Consider the following 16,757-nt stretch of genomic DNA (forward strand, 5'->3'; position numbering starts at 1 on the left):
CCGGCCCCCAGGTGTCCAGGTCGGCGTCCGAGGGCAGATGCGACATGATGCTGGTGCGCCATTCCTGCATCGCGCGGGCGCGCTCGCGCAGCATCGCCGGGCTGGCCGGACCCGTCGCCCGCTACCGGCCCAGCACGCGGTACCTGGCCTCGGAGCGGTCCCGCAGCGGCTCCCACCACCAACGGTTGTCCCGGTACCAGTCGATGGCGGCCGCCAGGCCCGCCCGCAGATCCGAGTAGACCGGCCGCCAGCCCAGCTCGTCGCGCAGCTTCGACGAGTCGTTGGCGTAGCGCAGGTCGTGGCCGGGCCGGTCGGGCACCTGGTCGTAGCCGCCACTGTCACCCATCAGCTCCAGCACCAGCTCGACGATCTCCCGGTTGCTGCGCTCGTCGTGGGAGCCGATCAGGTACGTCTCACCGAGCCGGCCACCGGACAGGATCAGGTGCACCGCCGCGTTGTGGTCGTCGACGTGGGTCCACTCCCGCACGTTCTTCCCGGCGCCGTAGAGCTTCGGCCGGTCCCCGGACAGGAGAGCGGTGACCTGACGCGGGATGAACTTCTCGACATGCTGGTACGGGCCGTAGTTGTTCGCGCAGTTGGACAGGGTCGCCGCCACCCCGAAGGACCGCACCCAGGCCCGTACCAGCAGGTCCGAGCTGGCCTTGCTGGCCGCGTACGGGCTGGACGGCTGGTACGGCGTCTCCTCGGTGAACCGGTCCGGCGAGTCCAGCGGAAGGTCGCCGAACACCTCGTCGGTGGAGATGTGGTGCAGCCGCCGGTCGTGCCGCCGTACCGCCTCCAGCAGCGTGTACGTGCCGAGGATGTTCGTCCGCACGAAGGGCTCCGCGTCGTGCAGCGAATTGTCCACGTGCGACTCGGCGGCGAAGTGCACGACCACGTCGCAGTCGGCGACCAGCCGGTCGACCACGTCCGCGTCGCAGATGTCGCCCTTGACGAACTGGATCTGTCCGGCGACCGACCGCAGGTTGTCCTGATTGCCGGCGTACGTGAGCGCGTCGAGTACGCACACCTCGTGGGCGGGGTGGTTCCGGAGCGTGTAATGCACGAAGTTCGCGCCGATGAATCCGGCGCCGCCGGTGACGAGAATGCGGGTCATGGTGTCGAATCGTAGGCCGGTTGTCCGCCACCGGTATTCGAGGAATTGCGGAACCGTCGACAACCGGCCGTACGAAAAGAAAGCCCGAGCCGGTCGGCGTTTTTCGGCCGGGCGGGGGCGCCGGCCCCGGCGCCCCCGCTGCAGGTCACGGCTCGCCCGCACGCGACGTCAGGTCCTCGTGCAGGGCCGCGCCGATCCGGCGGGCCATCGCCAGGCTGGCCCAGGCCGTGACCGAGACCAGCGCGGCGTCGTCGATCCCGCCGGCGCGGCAGTCGGCGACGTCGGTGTCGGTGACCCGGTACGGGGCGAGCGCGGTCAGCAGCGCCAGCCGGGCCACGGGCCGTTCGGCCGGTGCCAGCTCGGCCACGGCGGCGTCGAACCACCGGCCGCCACCGGGCTCCGGGGGCGGCGGGTCGGCCAGGCAGGCGAGGACCCGCTGCCGGACGTGTTCGGGCAGGGCGGCCTCCCCGGCGCGGTGGATCGTGTGGCCGGCCCGGGCGAAGGCGGCGGCGATGTGCGGTCGCCCGACCGCCCAGGCCAGGTCCGGCTCCGGCGGTGCGGGCGGCAACAGGTCCAGGGAACGGCCGGGCGGGCGCCCGGCGCGGGCCAGCGCGCCCATGATGCGGGCGGCCGTGCGCCGGACCCCGGCGCGGACCCCGGCCGGCGTCGGCGGCAGCGGCGTGTCCTGGAGGAAGACGCTCACCATCCGGTTGAGGTAGTGGAAGGCCACCGCCACGCCGATCAGCTCCGGCCCGTGCACGGCGGGGAACGGCGCGGGCACCCGGCGCGCCCCCGGGCCGGCCCCGCCGTGCCGGGCCCATTCGGCCAGGTTCCGCATTCCGGGGTCGCCGATCCCGCCGGCTCCGGCGCGCAGCCACCCGGCGGTGTCGCCCAGCAGCCCGGCCGCCGTCGCGCCGTGCACCTCCACGCAGTACGGGCACCGGTTGCTCTCGGAGACGGCGGCGGCGACCACCTCCTTGGCGTCGCGGCCGACCAGCCCCTCGGCGAGCAGCGTCTCGCGCAGCATCAGCCAGCAGGCCCGCAGCACGTCGGGGGCGGGGGAGTGCAGCAGCACCGGGGGCGCCATGACCCCGAAGTCCTCGGCCATCTGTTGGTAGACCCGGCCGACGGACCCGTCGGCGGCCCACGGGGGGACCGGCGTCACGTGTCGGACGTGGGTCAGCATGGTGCGGCTCGTCACCCGAGCCAGTCGCCTGCCCATCGGTTTCCTTCCTGGTCGGGCAGACCGGAGGGGCCGGGGCGCGGGCTGCGCCCCGGCCCGCCAGGGTCCTAGCTGGGCACGACCTGGGGTACCGCCCGGTCCGTTCCCTCGGGCAGCGCACCGTGGTAGCGGACCGGCACACCGCGCTCCTGGGCGGCCCGGACGATGCCGGGCACGGCCCGCTCGGCGAGCGCGGCGATGGTGAGGGCGGGGTTGACGGTGAGTGCCCCTGGCACCGCCGAGCCGTCGGTGACGAAGATGCCGGGGTGCTGCCGCAGCTCGTGCCGGTCGTCGAGGGCCGACGTCGCCGGGTCGTCGCCGATCCGGCAGGAGGAGAGCGGGTGCACCGTGTACGCGCCGACCACCTCGTTGGTCCACGGCATCACCCGGGCCAGCCCGTCGCGCTCCAGGATGTCCCGGGCGTCCGCGTCGGCGGCGGCCCAACCGCGCAGCGTGTTGGCGGTGGGCCGGTAGCTCAGCGGACCCCGGCCGAGCATCTGCTGGGAGATGCGGTCCGCGTTGCCGGTCGCCGGCGGCGGCCCGAAGACCCCCTCGTTGTCGTCCTCCGACATCGTGAAGAGCGTCAGCCACGACTGCCAGCGGCGCAGCATGTCCTTCTTGGCCAGGCCGAACCAGCTCGGGCCCACCGCGTCGGGCACCTGGGCGAGGATCGTGCCCAGCCCCAGCGGGAAGAAGAGCTGCTCCAGCGAGTACCGCTCGTACTCGGGCAGGCTGCCGTCGAGCCGGTCCCAGGTCGCCACCGTCGGCCCGCGGCCGATCTGGTTGGCGTCGTAGCCCCTGCCGTTCGGCCGGCTGAGGCCGAGCACCTCCCGGACCCGGTCGTCGTCGAAGACGGCCGTGTTGAGCCGCTCCCCGTTGCCGGAGAAGTACCGGCCGACGGCGGTGGGCATCGTGCCCAGGGTGGGCTCCGAGCGCTGCAGGATCACCGGGGTCGCGCCGGCCCCGGCCGCGACGATCACGATCTTGGCGTCGATCGTCCCGCTGTCGTGCAGGATCCGGTAGTCCTCCGCGTCGACGATGCGGTAGTGCACCCGGTAGCCGCCGTCCTCGGTGCGGGAGAGGTGCTGCACCTCGTGCAGCGGCCGGATCTCGGCGCCGTGCGCCAGGGCCCCCGGCAGGTAGTTGAGCAGCAGGGAACGCTTCGCGTCGAAGCGGCACCCGGCCATCATCCAGTTGCAGTTGGTGCACTTGTCGACGTCCACGGCCGACGGCACCGGATTGGCCGTGCGCCCGGCGTGCTCGCAGGCCGCCGCGAACAGGCCGCCGGCGTACGGCACCTTCTCCCAGCTCTGCGACGTGATCGGGAGCGCCTCGCTGACCCGGTCGTACCAGGGGTCGAGGGTGTCGCGGGTGATGGCCGCCGGCCACATCCGCCGCCCGATGCTGCCCTGCCGCTCGAAGACGAACCGGGGCGCGCGCGGCATGGTGGCGAAGTAGACGACGCTGCCGCCGCCGACGCAGTTTCCGCCCAGCACGCTCATCCCGTCGCCGACGGTGAAGTCGAAGATCCGGGTGTACGACGAGCCGAGCTTGAAGTCGTGGTCGAACTCGTCGCTGGACAGCCAGGGGCCGCGTTCCAGGACCACGACGCGCGCCCCACCCGCGGCGAGGTGGTACGCGGGGATCGCGCCGCCGAAGCCGCTGCCGATCACCACGACGTCGGTGCTAGCGCTACTGGTCATGCCGGGCTCCCTGTGGGGGTGGTGTGTGGGTGCAGTCGCGACAACGGGCGTCCGTACGAGTAGTCGGGGAAGCGCCACAGCCCGTCGTCGTCGGGTCGGGTGATGCCGATCGCCAGCAGCCCGGGGTGCCCGGCGGCGAGCGCGTCACGGGTGTTCATGTGGGCGGCGCTGTCGTAGGCCATGTTGCTGAACAGGGCCAGCCCCACCCACATCTCCTTCTCGGGGCCCTCCATGGCGAGCAACTGGCTCAGCAGGGCGGTGCGGTGGTCGAACGCGAGCGCGACGAACGGTGGCACCGTCGGGTCGGGGGTCAGCCCGTTCGCCTCGGCGTACCCGGTCGCGTGCGCGTTGAGGGCCTCACTGAGCGTGCCCAGCAACAGCGCGAACCCACCGGCCGGGTCCTCCATCAGGGCCAGTGCCCCGGATTCGACGGCGCCGCCGTCGGTCGACACGCCGGCGATCGCCCGGTCGTCGGCCGACCGCTTGACGCCCGGGATGATGGTGTCGGCGAACGCTTCCAGCGTCAGCACACGGACCTGCTGCGCCTCGGGTGTTTCCGGTTGCACGGCGGCTACCTCCTTCTGGGGGCGGGCACGCCGGCGCCGGCCCCGGTGAGCGTCTTTCGGGCAGCCTTGACCGCCGCCGGGATGCGGCGACGGGAGCAAGGTGTGAAAATGGTGGTCGGGCGGGACCGATTTCGCGCGGCGGATGCTGCGCCAAGTCCCGCATCATCGTGTCGATGGATGCAGGTGGAACGCATCTTCTGTTTTGCTGAGGCGGCCTTTCCGGCCGGCGCGTCGATTGTCGGGAAATTGCGCACGGCGGAACGCGCACGATTTCTTGTGCGGCTACGGGTACGCGTCGACGGCGGGCGGCCGTGACGGTGGCGGCCCGCGCTCCCGGGGCGGGGATCAGACCGTTTCCGGCGCCTGCCGCGGCGTGACGTCGGCCGGCGACGCGGCGCGGCCGGCCTGCCGGCGGCTCAGCCGCCCGGTCCGGTGCAGCCACCGCACGGTGTCCGTCAACGTCTCGTCCAGCGGCCGCCCCGCCGACCCGAGCAGTTCCTCGGTGGGTGTGCCGTCCATCGGGCGCGCGGTGGCGCACAGGTAGATGGCGCCGTGCTCCGCGGGCAGGTGCACGGGCACCAGCCGCTGCACGGCGCTGACCAGGTGGCCCATCGGCAGCAGCGCCGGTGCCGGCAGCCGGAGGGTGGGCAGGGCCCGCCCGGTGACCCGGCGCAGCGCGTCGACGAACTCCCGGGTCGTGACGAAGCGGCCGAGGGCCGGGAAACGGCGGGGACCGTGCCCCGGTTCGAGCACCGCCGCGTGCAGCCGGGCCACGTCCCGCACGTCGCCGACCGGGAAGCCGCCGGTCGGCCACATGGGCATCAGCCCGCGCAGCACGTTGCGTACCCGGGTGGTCTGGTCGCCCAGGTGCGGATCGTCCGGGCCGAGCGAGGCCAGCGGGTAGGTGATGACCACCGGCGCCCCGTCGTCCTGGTGCCGGCGGGCGACGTGCTCGGCGGCGGCCTTGCCGTCCAGGTACGTCTCCCGGGGCGTGCCGACCGGTGAGTGGACGGTCAGCGGCGACCGGGCGGCCGGCAGCAGCGCGCCGAACGTGGAGACGTGCACGATCGGGTCGAGACCCGCCGCCCGCGCCGCCCCTAGCATCACCTCGGTGCCGCGCAGGTTGACCGCCCGCATCCGCGCCCGGTCCCGCGCGTCGAAGCTGTAGACGCCGGCGGCGTGCAGCGCGGCGGCGCAGCCGTCGGCGGCCCGGGCCGCGTCGGCGGGCTCGGTGACGTCGCCGGTGACCAGCTCGACGCGCCCGGTGTCGGCCCCCAGGGCGGTCAACACCCGTCGGGCACGGGCCGGATCGCGGACGAGCATCCGGACCCGGTGGCCGGCGGCCAGGATCGCCGCCGTCGAGTGGGAGCCGATGAATCCGGTGCCACCGGTTACCAGGACCAGCATCGCGACTCCCACGGAACGGAGGGACTGGGTCGTCGCCCATCATCGGCGCGCGCCGTCGGGCCCTCCTTCTCCCAGGGTGCTCAACCGGTGTCGATCGCGTTGCCTGCGCCCCCGGTTTCCCAATACTGACAGTGCCGCCGCCGTTACCGACCGGCGGGGCGGCGCAGAGCAGGAGGCAGATCATGATCGCTCGCCGGGTGGCCTCTTCGGTGGTCCAACGCCAGGTCAACTATGTCTCGCCGGTGCCGCCAGGCGCCGCGCGGGGCCTGGTGGACACCGTGTACAACCAGGTCGCGCAGGAGATGCAACTGGTGGTGCCGCCGGCCCAGCTGCACTCGCCGTCGCCGGAGGTGCTGGCCGCGTACTGGATGGTCATGCGCGAGCCGCTGCTGCCGACGGAGAACGTGGACCGGGCGACGAAGGAGGCGGTGGCCGCCGCCGTGTCGGTGGCGAACATCTGCCCGTACTGCGTGGACATGCACAGCGTCGGGCTCTACGAGCTCTCCACGGAGCACGACGCGGAGGCGATCGTGGCCGACCGGCTCGCCGACATCGACGACCGGCGGATCCGCGTGGCGGCGGAGTGGGGACGCACGGCGCACCAGCCCGGAACCGCGCGACCCGTGCTGCCGTTTCCGGAGCGGGACCGCCCGGAACTGGTCGGCGTGGCGGTCGGCTTCCACTACATCGCCCGCGTGGTCAACGTGTTCCTGTCCAACTTCCTGCTCCCGCCGGGGCTGTCGCCGCGCGCCCGGCGGCGCCTGAAGCGGGGCATCGGCTGGGTGCTGCAGGGGACGCTGCGCGACGCCCGGGAGCCCGGCCGCTCGGTGGACCTGCTGCCGCCGGCGCCGCTGCCGGCGGAGGCCGCCTGGGCGGCCGGCAGCCCGCACGTGGCCGGGGCGATGGCCCGGGCGTACGCGGCGTTCGAGGCGGCCGGCGGGCGGGCGGTCCCGCCGGCGGTCCGGGAGCTGGTCGGGGAGCGGCTCGAGGACTGGCGCGGGGAGGAGACCGGCCTCAGTCGACAGTGGTGCGAACGGCTCATCGCGCGGCTGCCCGAGGCGGAGCGGGCCGCCGGCCGGCTCGCGCTGCTGACCGTCTTCGCGTCCTACCAGGTCGACGAGGAGGTGGTGACCGAGTTCCGCCGCCACCAGCCGGGCGACGCCGCACTGGTCGACGCGGTCGCCTGGGCCAGCTTCGCGGCGGCGCGCCGGGTCGGCACCTGGTACGCCCCCACCGGCCCGAGCGGGCAGAACTGACGTATTCCCGACTCGGAGTGCGCAACATCGAAGACGTTTCGGCGTGTCCGGCTCGACACGCTGAGTGCGGGTGTGGTCGTCCACCGCGCCCGGAACCCCTTCCAAGGAGGCAACGTGACCAGCCACCAGGCGACCCTGCCCGGAGCGTCCGGGCGTTGGGCGACACTGAACGGCGCGTACCACCGCGCCGCCCTGAACGGCTTCATGGTGATCGTGCTGGCGCACTGGGCCGAGCACCTGGTGCAGGCGTTCCAGATCTGGGGCCTGGGCTGGGCGCGGCCGGAGGCCCGCGGGGTACTCGGCATGCCGTTCCCCTGGCTCGTCAGCTCGGAGTGGCTGCACTACGGCTACGCGATCGTGATGCTGGTCGGGCTGTGGATCCTGCGTACCGGTTTCGTCGGGCGCAGCCGGAGCTGGTGGACCGTCGCCCTGGCGATCCAGTTCTGGCACCACATCGAGCACCTGCTGCTGCTGTTGCAGGCGCAGACGGGGCGGTTTCTGTTCGACAGCCCCGTGCCCACCAGCCTGCTCCAGGTCGTGATCCCCCGGGTCGAGCTGCACCTGTTCTACAACACGGTCGTCTTCGTGCCGATGGTGATCGCGATGTACCTGCACCTGCGGCCGAGCCGGGCGGAGTCGCAGCTGATGTCGTGCAGCTGCCGGCAGTCCGAGGCCGCCCCGCAGCCGTCATGACCACCGTGGACGCCGACCGCCCGCCCGAGCCGCCGTCGGCGTCGCCAGAGTCGCCGGCGTCAGCCGGCGCGGTGCGGCGGGCACTGATCGCCGTGGCGGGCGGCGTCGTGCTGGCCGTCCTGGTGCTGCTGGCCTTCGGCACCCCGGCCGCGAACCGGGAGCTGGCGCTGACCCCCGGCGACGGGTCGGTGGTCGGCGCCGCGCCGCGTGAGGTGACGCTCACGCTCGGCGGTGCCGAGACGGCCGGGGACCTGCGGCTGGCCGTCACCGGGCCGGGCGGCGAGGTCGTCTCGACCCGGAAACCGATGCTGCGTGACGGCCGGATGGTCGTGCCGGTGCGCGACGCCGGGCCGGGCGCCTACCGCGTCGCCTACCACGCCCGGCTGCCCGACGGCCGGCAGGTCTCCGGAACGGCGGGCTTCACCGTGACGCTCGGGGGCCCGCCGGCCCAGGCCGCCGCCGTGCCGGTCAAGGACACGGCCGACGGGGGCGGCCACGACCACGTCCAGCTCGACGGCATCAACGGCGTGCTGCTCCTGCTGGACCTGGGCCTCGTCGCGGTGGCCCTGTTGCTGATGTTCCTGCGTACCCAGCGGCGGTAGAAGCCCTCCCGTCGCGTCCCTGGCGAACTGCCGCACGGCGGCGGATCAGCGCACAGCAGAAGAGGCGGCCCCGGCCGGCGCGAGGTGACGATGAGGTCACCCGCCGGCCGGGGCCGGCGTCGTACCCGACAGGGGGATCTGCCATGCCGACGGTTCTGGGTTCCATGCGTCGACTCCTGATGGCGCCGAAACTCGCCGACGTGACCTTCGCCCGCCGTGGCTTTCCGGGCCCCGCCACGGAGGTCACCCGCCACCTGGAGGCGGTCCCGCAGTCGGTGGTCTGCGGGTTCGAGTGGGGCATCGAGACCCGCGACCATTGGGAGCTGGAGCGCCGGCTCGCGCTCGTCGACCGGGAACTGCTCGGTTTCGCCTACGAGGGCGCCACGATGGCCTGCACCATTCTCGACGCGATGGGGCCGCGGCGCGGCACCCGCACCCGGGACCTGCTGCGCGGCCCGGGTGCCCCGCACCTCTTCCTCGCCTACATCGGCATCGGGTTCGCCATGGCCCGCCTGCCGCGCCCCCTCTGGCGGCACGTGGTTCCGGACCTGACGGGCTCGCCGTACCACCCGACGATGACCTGGCTCGCCGTGGACGGCTACGGCTTCGACCGCGCCTACTTCGACCTCGACCGGTGGGTGACCCGGCAGGAGCGCCTGGCGCCGTACCCGTGGCAGGGTCACGCGGACTACTTCCTCCGGGCCGCGGACCAGGGCCTGGGCCGGGCACTGTGGTTCATCCACGGCGCCCGTACCGTCGACGTGGCCGCCGCCGTCGGGGCCTTCGCCACCGAGCGGCACGGCGATCTGTGGAGCGGGGTCGGGCTCGCCGCCACCTTCGCCGGCGGCGCCGACGCCGACGCGCTGGTCGCGCTGCGCCGGGCCGCCGGCCCGTACGCGCCGGACCTGGCCCAGGGCGCGGCCTTCGCCGCGAAGGCCCGCAGCCACGCCGGGTACGTCCCGGCGCACAGCGAGGCCGCGATGGGCGCGCTGGGCGGGCGGTCCGTGGCCGCCGCCGCGGCCCTCGCCGACGACGTGGCGGTCCGCGCCGAACCGGCCGGAGCGTTCCCCGCGTACGAGAGCTGGCGGCGCAACGTCCGCGCGCACTTCGAGCCGGCCGACCTCGGCCAGCCCCGCTGACGCAGATCCCGCCGACCGCGCGCGGGCGGATGTTCTGCGCCGTCGAATTCCCATCGGACGACGTGGACGTTTCGAATGTCTGTCCTGAATGCGCAAGGTTGAAGAAAGCGATCGTCTTCTCCCTTGTCATCATCGAAATGGGATGTCCGTCCCGGTAATCCTGGAACACCTACCCTTTGGGGGGCGTGCGATGCAGAGCCTACGTGATCTGCGGCGCAGAATCCTGACGCCAAATATCTCCGAGACCAAACTGGATGTACGCGGTTTCCACGTGAAGGACGCCGAATCCAAGAAAATGCTCGAAACCGTCGGTGCCTCATTCCTCGCGGGCTACGGATACGCGGCCGAGGCGGCGACGGTCGAGGCGGCCGAGGACCGTCTGGAGACGGTGCCGACGCGTTTCCGTGGCTTCGCGTACGAGGGCGCCGGGATGGCCTTCGCCGTCCGGGACGCGCTGCGGCCGGGCCGCCCCCGGCACGTGGCGGCCATGCTGGCCGGCCGGGGCGACGCGCACATCTACATGGTGTACGTCGGCGTGGGCTGGGCGATGGCCCGGGTGCCCCGGATGCGCTGGGGTCAGCTGCACGCCCCGGACCCGCTGCTGCGCTGGCTCGTGCTCGACGGCTACGGCTTCCACCAGGCGTACTTCCACACCGACCGGTACGTGCACGGGCAGTACCAGCACCCGCGGTTCCCCTGGCCGGCGGAAGGGCCGCGCGACTACGTCGACCGGGTCATCGACCAGGGCATCGGGCGGGCCACCTGGTTCGTCGGCGGCACCGACGTGGACCGGGTCACGGAGATCTTCGCCCGGTTCCCGAAGCACCGGCGGGCCGACCTGTACGCCGGTGCCGGCCTCGCGGCCACGTACGCCGGCGGCACCAGCGAGGCGGAACTGCAACGGTTCCGCGACCGGGCCGGCGACTACCGCCTCGACCTCGCCCAGGGCAGCGCCTTCGCGGCCGGGGCCCGGGTGCGCGCGGGCCTGATCGTCCCGCACAACGAGGTGGCGACCCAGGTGTTCTGCGGCATGACCACCCGCGAGGCCGCGAAGGTCACCGACGTGGCGCTGCCCGACGACCTGGAGGGCCCGACGCCCGCCTACGAGCGGTGGCGGCAGGCCATCGCCGCCGAGTTCGAGAGGCAGAGCTGATCGTGACGCCCCACCCACCGGCCGGTGCCACACCCCGGCGGTCCACCCCCGTACGTGCCGAAGGAGAGACCTCGTGACCAGGATCGCTGTCGTGGGGATGGCGTGCCGCTACCCGGACGCCACGTCGCCCCGAGAACTGTGGGAGAACGCCCTCGCCGGGCGCCGGGCCTTCCGCCGGCTACCCGAGGTGCGGATGAGCCTGGACGACTACTGGGACCCGGATCCGGCCACCCCCGACCGGTTCTACGCCCGCAACGCCGCCGTGATCGAGGGGTACGAGTTCGACCGGATCGCCTACAAGATCGCCGGCAGCACCTACCGCTCCACCGACCTCACCCACTGGCTCGCCCTCGACATGGCGGCCATGGCGCTGGCCGACGCCGGCTTCCCGATGGCGGAGGGCCTGCCCCGCGAGCGGACCGGCGTGGTGGTCGGCAACACGCTGACCGGCGAGTTCTCCCGGGCCAACCAGCTGCGGCTGCGCTGGCCGTACGTGCGCCGCATGGTCGCCGCCGCGCTCAAGGAACAGGACTGGGACGACGACCAGCTCACCACGTTCCTCGACGACTTCGAGGCGACGTTCAAGGGCCCGTTCCCGGAGGTCGACGAGGACACCCTCGCGGGCGGCCTGTCGAACACCATCGCCGGGCGCATCTGCAACCACTTCGACTTCAAGGGCGGCGGCTACACGGTCGACGGCGCCTGCTCCTCGTCCCTGCTCTCCGTGGCCACCGCCTGCAAGACCCTCTCCGACGGCGAGGTCGACGTGGCGATCGCCGGCGGGGTGGACCTGTCCATCGACCCCTTCGAGATCATCGGCTTCGCCAAGACCGGCGCGCTGGCCCGGGGCGAGATGCGGGTCTACGACCGCGGCTCGAACGGGTTCTGGCCGGGCGAGGGCTGCGGCATGGTGGTGCTGATGCGCGAGGCGGAGGCCCGCCAGGCGGGACACCGCATCTACGCCACCATCGCCGGCTGGGGCATCTCCTCCGACGGCAAGGGCGGCATCACCCGGCCGGAGGTCGCCGGCTACCAGCTCGCCCTGCGCCGCGCGTACGACCGGGCCGGGTTCGGCATCGAGACCGTCGGGCTCTTCGAGGGACACGGCACCGGTACGGCGGTGGGTGACGCCACCGAGCTCCAGGCGCTGTCCCTGGCCCGGCGCACCGCCGACGAGAGCGCCGCCCAGGCCGCGATCAGCTCGATCAAGGGCATGATCGGGCACACCAAGGCGGCGGCCGGCATCGCCGGTCTGATCAAGGCGGCGATGGCGGTCCACCACGAGGTGCTGCCGCCCACCATCGGCTGCGTCGACCCGCACGAGATCCTCACCGCCGAGCAGTCCGCGCTGCGGGCCCTGCGCAAGGCCGAGGCGTGGCCCCGCGACGTGCCGGTGCGCGCCGGCATCACGGCGATGGGCTTCGGCGGCATCAACACGCACATCGTGCTGGAGAACGAGCAGCCCCGCCGGACGGCCCGACTGGACAGCCGGTTCCGCAACCTCGCCGCGTCCATGCAGGACGCGGAACTCCTCCTCGTCGACGGCGGCAGCCCGCAGGAACTGCGCGAGCGGCTGCAGCGCCTGGTCGAGTTCGCGCCGACCGTGTCGTACGCCCAGCTCGGCGACCTCGCCGCCACCCTGCACCGGGAGTTGCGCGACCTGCCCTACCGGGCGGGTGTGGTGATCTCCTCGCCGGAGGACGCCGAACGGCAGCTGCGCCGGATCTGCGACGCCCTCGACGCCGGCGAGGTGCGCCTGTTCTCCTCCGACGGCCACTGCTTCCTGGGCCACGTGAGCGGTCCGGGCCGCATCGGCTTCCTCTTCCCCGGGCAGGGCTCCGGCCGGGGCACCTCCGGCGGCGCGCTGCGCCGGCGCCTCGCCGACGTGGAGGAGGTGTACCAGCGGGCGGCGCTGCCGCGCACCGGCGACATGGTCGCCACCGCCGTGGCCCAGCCGCGCATCGTCACCGGCTCGCTGGCAGGCCTGCGGGCACTGTCGCTGCTCAACCTCGACGCGACCGTCGCGGTCGGGCACAGCCTCGGTGAGATCGCCGCCCTGCACTGGGCCGGTGCGCTCGACGAGGAGGCGCTGCTGCGGGTCGCCGGCGTGCGCGGCCGGACGATGGGGGAGCACAGCGCCTCCGGCACGATGGCCAACATCGGCGCCCCGCCCGAGCGGGTCGCCGGGCTGATCTCCGGCAGCTCCGTGGTGATCGCCGCGTACAACGGGCCGGAGCAGACCGTGATCGCCGGCTCGGAGGCCGCCGTGGAGGACGCCTGCGAGCGGGCCCGCTCCGCCGGCCTGCGGACCACCCGGCTGTCGGTGTCCCACGCCTTCCACTCCCCGCTGGTCGAGCCGGCCGCGGACGCCTTCCTCGAGGCGCTGGCCGGGGAGCGGTTCGGGCCGGTGTCCCGGCGGATCATCTCCACCGTCACCGGCGAGCCGCTCGCCCGGGACACCGACGTCCCGGCCCTGCTGCGCCGCCAGATCACCGATCCGGTGCTGTTCAGCCAGGCCGTCGCCCTGGCCGCCAAGGAGGTCGACCTGTTCGTCGAGGTCGGCCCGGGGCAGGTGCTCGCCGACCTGGCGTCGGCCGGCACCGACCTGCCGGCGGTGGCACTCAACACCGACGACGAGTCGCTGGCGGGCCTGCTGCGGGTCGCCGCCGCTGCGTACGTCGTCGGGGCCGGCGGCGTGGAGGGCACCCTCTTCCACGACCGGCTGGTCCGCCCGCTCGAGGTCGGTCAGAACTTCCGCTTCTTCGCCAGCCCCTGCGAGTCCGCCCCGGTCGTGAGCCTGCCCCCGGGCACCGGCGTCCGGGCGGCCGGTCCGCCCCGGGCGGACGGCGCCGCGCCGGCACCGGAGCAGGCGGCCGGCGAGTCCAGCCTGCAACTGCTGCGCCGGCTGGCCGCCGAGCGGGCCGAGCTGCCGCTGGAGATGGTGCACGACGGCAGCCAACTCCTCGACGACCTGCACCTCAGCTCGATCACCGTCGGTCAGCTGGTCAACCAGGCGGCGCAGCGGCTCGGCGTGCCGCCGGCGCAGACGCCGACCAACTTCGCGACGGCCACCGTCGGGCAGCTCGCCGAGGCACTGGAGCAGCTCGCGCAGACCGGCCGGGACAGCGACGCGGCCGGCCCGGCGCTCGTGCACGGCGTCGCCGACTGGTGCCGGGCCTGGGCGGTCGACCTCGACGAGGTGCCGATCCCGGCCGCCGCGCGCGCCGACGCCGACGCCCCGTGGGAGCTGTTCGCTCCCGCCGGTCACCCGCTGGCCGAGCCGCTCCGCGCGGCCCTGCAGACCGCCGGCGTCGGCGCGGGGGTGCTGGTGTGCCTGCCGGAGCCGTGCGCGGAGGCCGACCTCGAACTGGCCCTGCGCGGCGCACAGGCGGCGACCGCCGCCGCCCCCGGCACCCGGTTCGTGCTCGTCCAGCAGGGGCCCGGCGCGGCCGGGCTGGCCAAGACGCTGCGGCTGGAGGCGCCGCACCTGCGGACCACAATCGTGCACACCCCGCCGGTGCCGGAGGCCGTGGCCCGGGTGACCGCGGAGGTAGCGGCCACCGACGGGTTCGCCGAGGTCCGGTACGACGAAACCGGGCGGCGGCAGGTGCCCACCCTGCGGGGGCTGCCGGTGCGGCCGACCGAGACCCGGCAGCCGCTGGACGCCGAAGACCTGCTGCTGGTCACCGGAGGTGGCAAGGGAATCACCGCGGAGTGCGCCCTGGCGATGGCCGTGGACAGCGGTGCCAGCCTCGCCATCCTCGGCCGGTCGGACCCGGCCCAGGACGACGAGTTGGCCGCGAACCTCAAGCGGATGGCGGCCGCCGGCGTGCGGGTGCGCTACGCCCGGGCCGACGTGTCCGACGCGACGCAGGTGCGGCGGGCCGTCGACGGGCTCGTCACCGAGCTGGGACCGGTCACCGCGGTGCTGCACGGCGCGGGCCGCAACGAGCCGGCGGGCCTGACGGGTCTGACCATGGACGCCTTCCGCCGCACCTTCGCGCCGAAGGTCGACGGACTGCGTGCCGTGCTCGACGCGGTCGACCCCGACCAGCTGCGCCTGCTGGTGACGTTCGGCAGCATCATCGGGCGGGCCGGGCTGCGCGGCGAGGCACACTACGCGACGGCGAACGACTGGCTGGCCGAGCTGACCGTCGACTTCGGCCGCCGCCACCCGCACTGCCGCAGCCTCTGCCTCGAATGGTCGGTGTGGTCCGGCGTCGGCATGGGCGAGCGGCTCTCCGTGGTCGAGGCGCTGACCCGGGACGGCATCACGCCGGTCACCCCCGACCAGGGGGTGGCCATGCTCCGGCGCCTGCTCGCCGACCCGCACGCCCCGTCGGTGGTGGTGGTCAGCGGCCGTACCGAGGGCATCGACACCATCCGGACGGACCTCCCCGAGCTGCCGCTGCTGCGGTTCGTGGACCGCCCGCTGGTCCGCTACCACGGGGTCGAGCTGGTCACCGAGTCGGATCTCAAGCCGGCCACCGACCTCTACCTGGACCACCACCGGCTGGACGGCAACCTGCTGTTCCCGGCGGTGTTCGGAATGGAGGCGATGGCCCAGGTCGCCGCCGCCGTGACCGGCCGGACGCAGACGCCGGTGGTCGAGCGGGCGGAGTTCCTGCGCCCCATCGTGGTGCCGCCGGACGGCAGCACCACCATCCGGGTCGCCACCCTCGTGGTTGACGACGACGTCGTGGACGCGGTCATCTACAGCGCGGAGACGGACTTCAGCGCCGCCCACTTCCGGGCCCGGCTGCACTTCACCGGCGAACCGGCGCCGTCGGGGCCGCCCGAGCAGGTACCCGCCGGCCTGCCGGCCGTGCCGCTGGACCCGGCCGCCGACCTGTACGGCGAGATCCTGTTCCAGGGTGGACGCTTCCAGCGGTTGCGCCGCTACCACCGCTCGGCCGCCCGGCACGTCGACGTCGACGTCGTCACGGCACCGGAGACGAGGTGGTTCACCGACTTCCTGCCGGCCACCCTGCTCCTCGGAGACCCCGGCGTGCGGGACGCCCTCATGCACGGCAACCAGGTCTGCGTCCCCGACGCGACGCTGCTGCCGGCCGGGATCGAGCGGCTCCACCCGGCGGGCAGCCGCCTGACCGAGGCGGAGGAGCTGCGCTACTGCGCCGAGGAGCGCAGCCGGGACGGTGACACCTACGTCTACGACATCGCCCTGCGCTCCGGCGACGGCACCGTCGTGGAGCGGTGGGAGGGCCTGCGGCTGCGGGCGGTACGCAAGAACGACGGTCGTGGCCCGTGGGTGGCGCCGCTGCTCGGCTCGTACCTGGAGCGGGCCGTCGGCGACCTGGTCGGCGGCGGCGTGGCGGTCGCGGTCGAGCCGGCCCCGGCGGACCAGGGCGGGCAGGACGCATCGTCCGCGCAGGGCACGGCGGAGGAGATCCGCCGGCGGCGGGCCCGGACCGCCGTCGCCGCCGGTCGGGCCGCGGGCGGCCCGGTCGACGTCTCGTACCGGCCCGACGGCCGCCCCGAGCTGGCCGACGGCCGCTCCCTGTCCGCCGCGCACGCCGAGAACCTGACGCTGTGCGTGGTGGGGACCGGCCCGCTCGCCTGCGACGTGGAGACGGTACGCGGCCGCGAGGAGTCGGTCTGGAACGGGCTGCTCGGCGCGCACGCCGACCTCGCCCGGCTCTGCGCCGCCGACGGCGCGGAGTCCCTGGACGCGGCGGCGACGCGGGTGTGGGCGGCCACCGAGTGCCTGCGCAAGGCGGGGCTCTCGCACCGGGCGCCGCTGGTCGCGGTGCCCTCGGACCGGGCCGGCTGGCTGGTGTTCGCCTCCGGCGACCTGCGGATCGCGACGTTCGTGACGAGCGTGCGGGACCTGCCCCACCCGATGGTGTTCGCGATCCTCACGGAAGGACGTGCCTAGGCC

Annotated in this window: 12 protein-coding genes; 7 read left to right on the forward strand and 5 right to left on the reverse strand. The window is 74.0% G+C overall.

Features of this window, described 5'->3' with window-relative positions; genetic code table 11:
* Positions 1-121: 121 nt before the first annotated feature.
* From rfbB to ABZ809_RS29245, 4 genes are all read right to left on the reverse strand, one after another.
* Positions 122-1,117 (reverse strand): dTDP-glucose 4,6-dehydratase, encoded by a 996-nt coding sequence (gene rfbB, locus ABZ809_RS29230; RefSeq protein WP_357565837.1) that lies wholly within the window; start codon positions 1,115-1,117, stop codon positions 122-124.
* Between the two features lie 145 nt (positions 1,118-1,262).
* Positions 1,263-2,339, reverse strand: coding sequence for a hypothetical protein (locus ABZ809_RS29235; protein WP_357565838.1), 1,077 nt, complete (start codon positions 2,337-2,339; stop codon positions 1,263-1,265).
* Positions 2,340-2,407: 68 nt separating this feature from the next.
* Positions 2,408-4,042, reverse strand: coding sequence for a GMC family oxidoreductase (locus tag ABZ809_RS29240; RefSeq protein WP_357565839.1), 1,635 nt, complete (start codon positions 4,040-4,042; stop codon positions 2,408-2,410).
* Positions 4,039-4,608 (reverse strand): DUF5987 family protein, encoded by a 570-nt coding sequence (locus ABZ809_RS29245; RefSeq protein WP_357565840.1) that lies wholly within the window; start codon positions 4,606-4,608, stop codon positions 4,039-4,041. The genes ABZ809_RS29240 and ABZ809_RS29245 overlap by 4 nt, the downstream gene beginning before the upstream one ends.
* Positions 4,609-4,791: 183 nt before the next feature.
* Between ABZ809_RS29245 and ABZ809_RS29250 the strand changes: the two genes are divergently transcribed.
* Complete coding sequence (locus tag ABZ809_RS29250; protein WP_357565841.1) at positions 4,792-4,923, forward strand: hypothetical protein; 132 nt, start codon at positions 4,792-4,794, stop codon at positions 4,921-4,923.
* 30 nt (positions 4,924-4,953) lie between these two features.
* Here the strand turns inward: ABZ809_RS29250 and ABZ809_RS29255 are convergent, their stop codons facing one another.
* The gene (locus ABZ809_RS29255) at positions 4,954-6,015 is read right to left on the reverse strand and encodes an SDR family NAD(P)-dependent oxidoreductase (protein WP_357565842.1); all 1,062 of its coding nucleotides are present in this window, start codon (positions 6,013-6,015) and stop codon (positions 4,954-4,956) included.
* Positions 6,016-6,197: 182 nt separating this feature from the next.
* Between ABZ809_RS29255 and ABZ809_RS29260 the strand changes: the two genes are divergently transcribed.
* The 6 genes from ABZ809_RS29260 (at position 6,198) to ABZ809_RS29285 (ending at position 16,754) form a co-directional block, all read left to right on the forward strand.
* Positions 6,198-7,271 carry a carboxymuconolactone decarboxylase family protein gene (locus tag ABZ809_RS29260; protein ID WP_357565843.1) on the forward strand — a complete coding sequence of 358 codons (1,074 nt, stop codon included), beginning with the start codon at positions 6,198-6,200 and terminating at the stop codon, positions 7,269-7,271.
* A gap of 204 nt (positions 7,272-7,475) precedes the next feature.
* A complete protein-coding gene (locus ABZ809_RS29265) occupies positions 7,476-7,964 on the forward strand; it encodes a hypothetical protein (RefSeq protein ID WP_357565879.1) in 489 nt (162 codons plus the stop codon).
* Positions 7,961-8,566 (forward strand): copper resistance protein CopC, encoded by a 606-nt coding sequence (locus ABZ809_RS29270; RefSeq protein WP_357565844.1) that lies wholly within the window; start codon positions 7,961-7,963, stop codon positions 8,564-8,566. Before ABZ809_RS29265 ends, ABZ809_RS29270 begins: the two co-directional genes overlap by 4 nt.
* 143 nt (positions 8,567-8,709) lie before the next feature.
* Complete coding sequence (locus tag ABZ809_RS29275) at positions 8,710-9,705, forward strand: DUF1702 family protein (RefSeq protein WP_357565845.1); 996 nt, start codon at positions 8,710-8,712, stop codon at positions 9,703-9,705.
* Positions 9,706-9,895: 190 nt separating this feature from the next.
* Entirely contained in the window at positions 9,896-10,858 is a 963-nt protein-coding gene (locus ABZ809_RS29280; protein WP_357565846.1) for a DUF1702 family protein, read from the forward strand.
* 73 nt (positions 10,859-10,931) lie between these two features.
* Complete coding sequence (locus ABZ809_RS29285; protein WP_357565847.1) at positions 10,932-16,754, forward strand: type I polyketide synthase; 5,823 nt, start codon at positions 10,932-10,934, stop codon at positions 16,752-16,754.
* Positions 16,755-16,757 lie beyond the last annotated feature (3 nt).

The organism is Micromonospora sp. NPDC047074, assembly GCF_040643815.1.
Taxonomy (GTDB): domain Bacteria; phylum Actinomycetota; class Actinomycetes; order Mycobacteriales; family Micromonosporaceae; genus Micromonospora.

Bases quoted from the DNA above. Each gene is read 5' to 3' on its own strand.
- rfbB (WP_357565837.1), bottom strand. From the start codon at position 1,117: ATGACCCGCATTCTCGTCACCGGCGGCGCCGGATTCATCGGCGCGAAC.
- ABZ809_RS29235 (WP_357565838.1), bottom strand. From the start codon at position 2,339: ATGGGCAGGCGACTGGCTCGGGTGACGAGCCGCACCATGCTGACCCAC.
- ABZ809_RS29240 (WP_357565839.1), bottom strand. From the start codon at position 4,042: ATGACCAGTAGCGCTAGCACCGACGTCGTGGTGATCGGCAGCGGCTTC.
- ABZ809_RS29255 (WP_357565842.1), bottom strand. From the start codon at position 6,015: ATGCTGGTCCTGGTAACCGGTGGCACCGGATTCATCGGCTCCCACTCG.
- ABZ809_RS29260 (WP_357565843.1), top strand. From the start codon at position 6,198: ATGATCGCTCGCCGGGTGGCCTCTTCGGTGGTCCAACGCCAGGTCAAC.
- ABZ809_RS29265 (WP_357565879.1), top strand. From the start codon at position 7,476: ATGGTGATCGTGCTGGCGCACTGGGCCGAGCACCTGGTGCAGGCGTTC.
- ABZ809_RS29270 (WP_357565844.1), top strand. From the start codon at position 7,961: ATGACCACCGTGGACGCCGACCGCCCGCCCGAGCCGCCGTCGGCGTCG.
- ABZ809_RS29275 (WP_357565845.1), top strand. From the start codon at position 8,710: ATGCCGACGGTTCTGGGTTCCATGCGTCGACTCCTGATGGCGCCGAAA.
- ABZ809_RS29280 (WP_357565846.1), top strand. From the start codon at position 9,896: ATGCAGAGCCTACGTGATCTGCGGCGCAGAATCCTGACGCCAAATATC.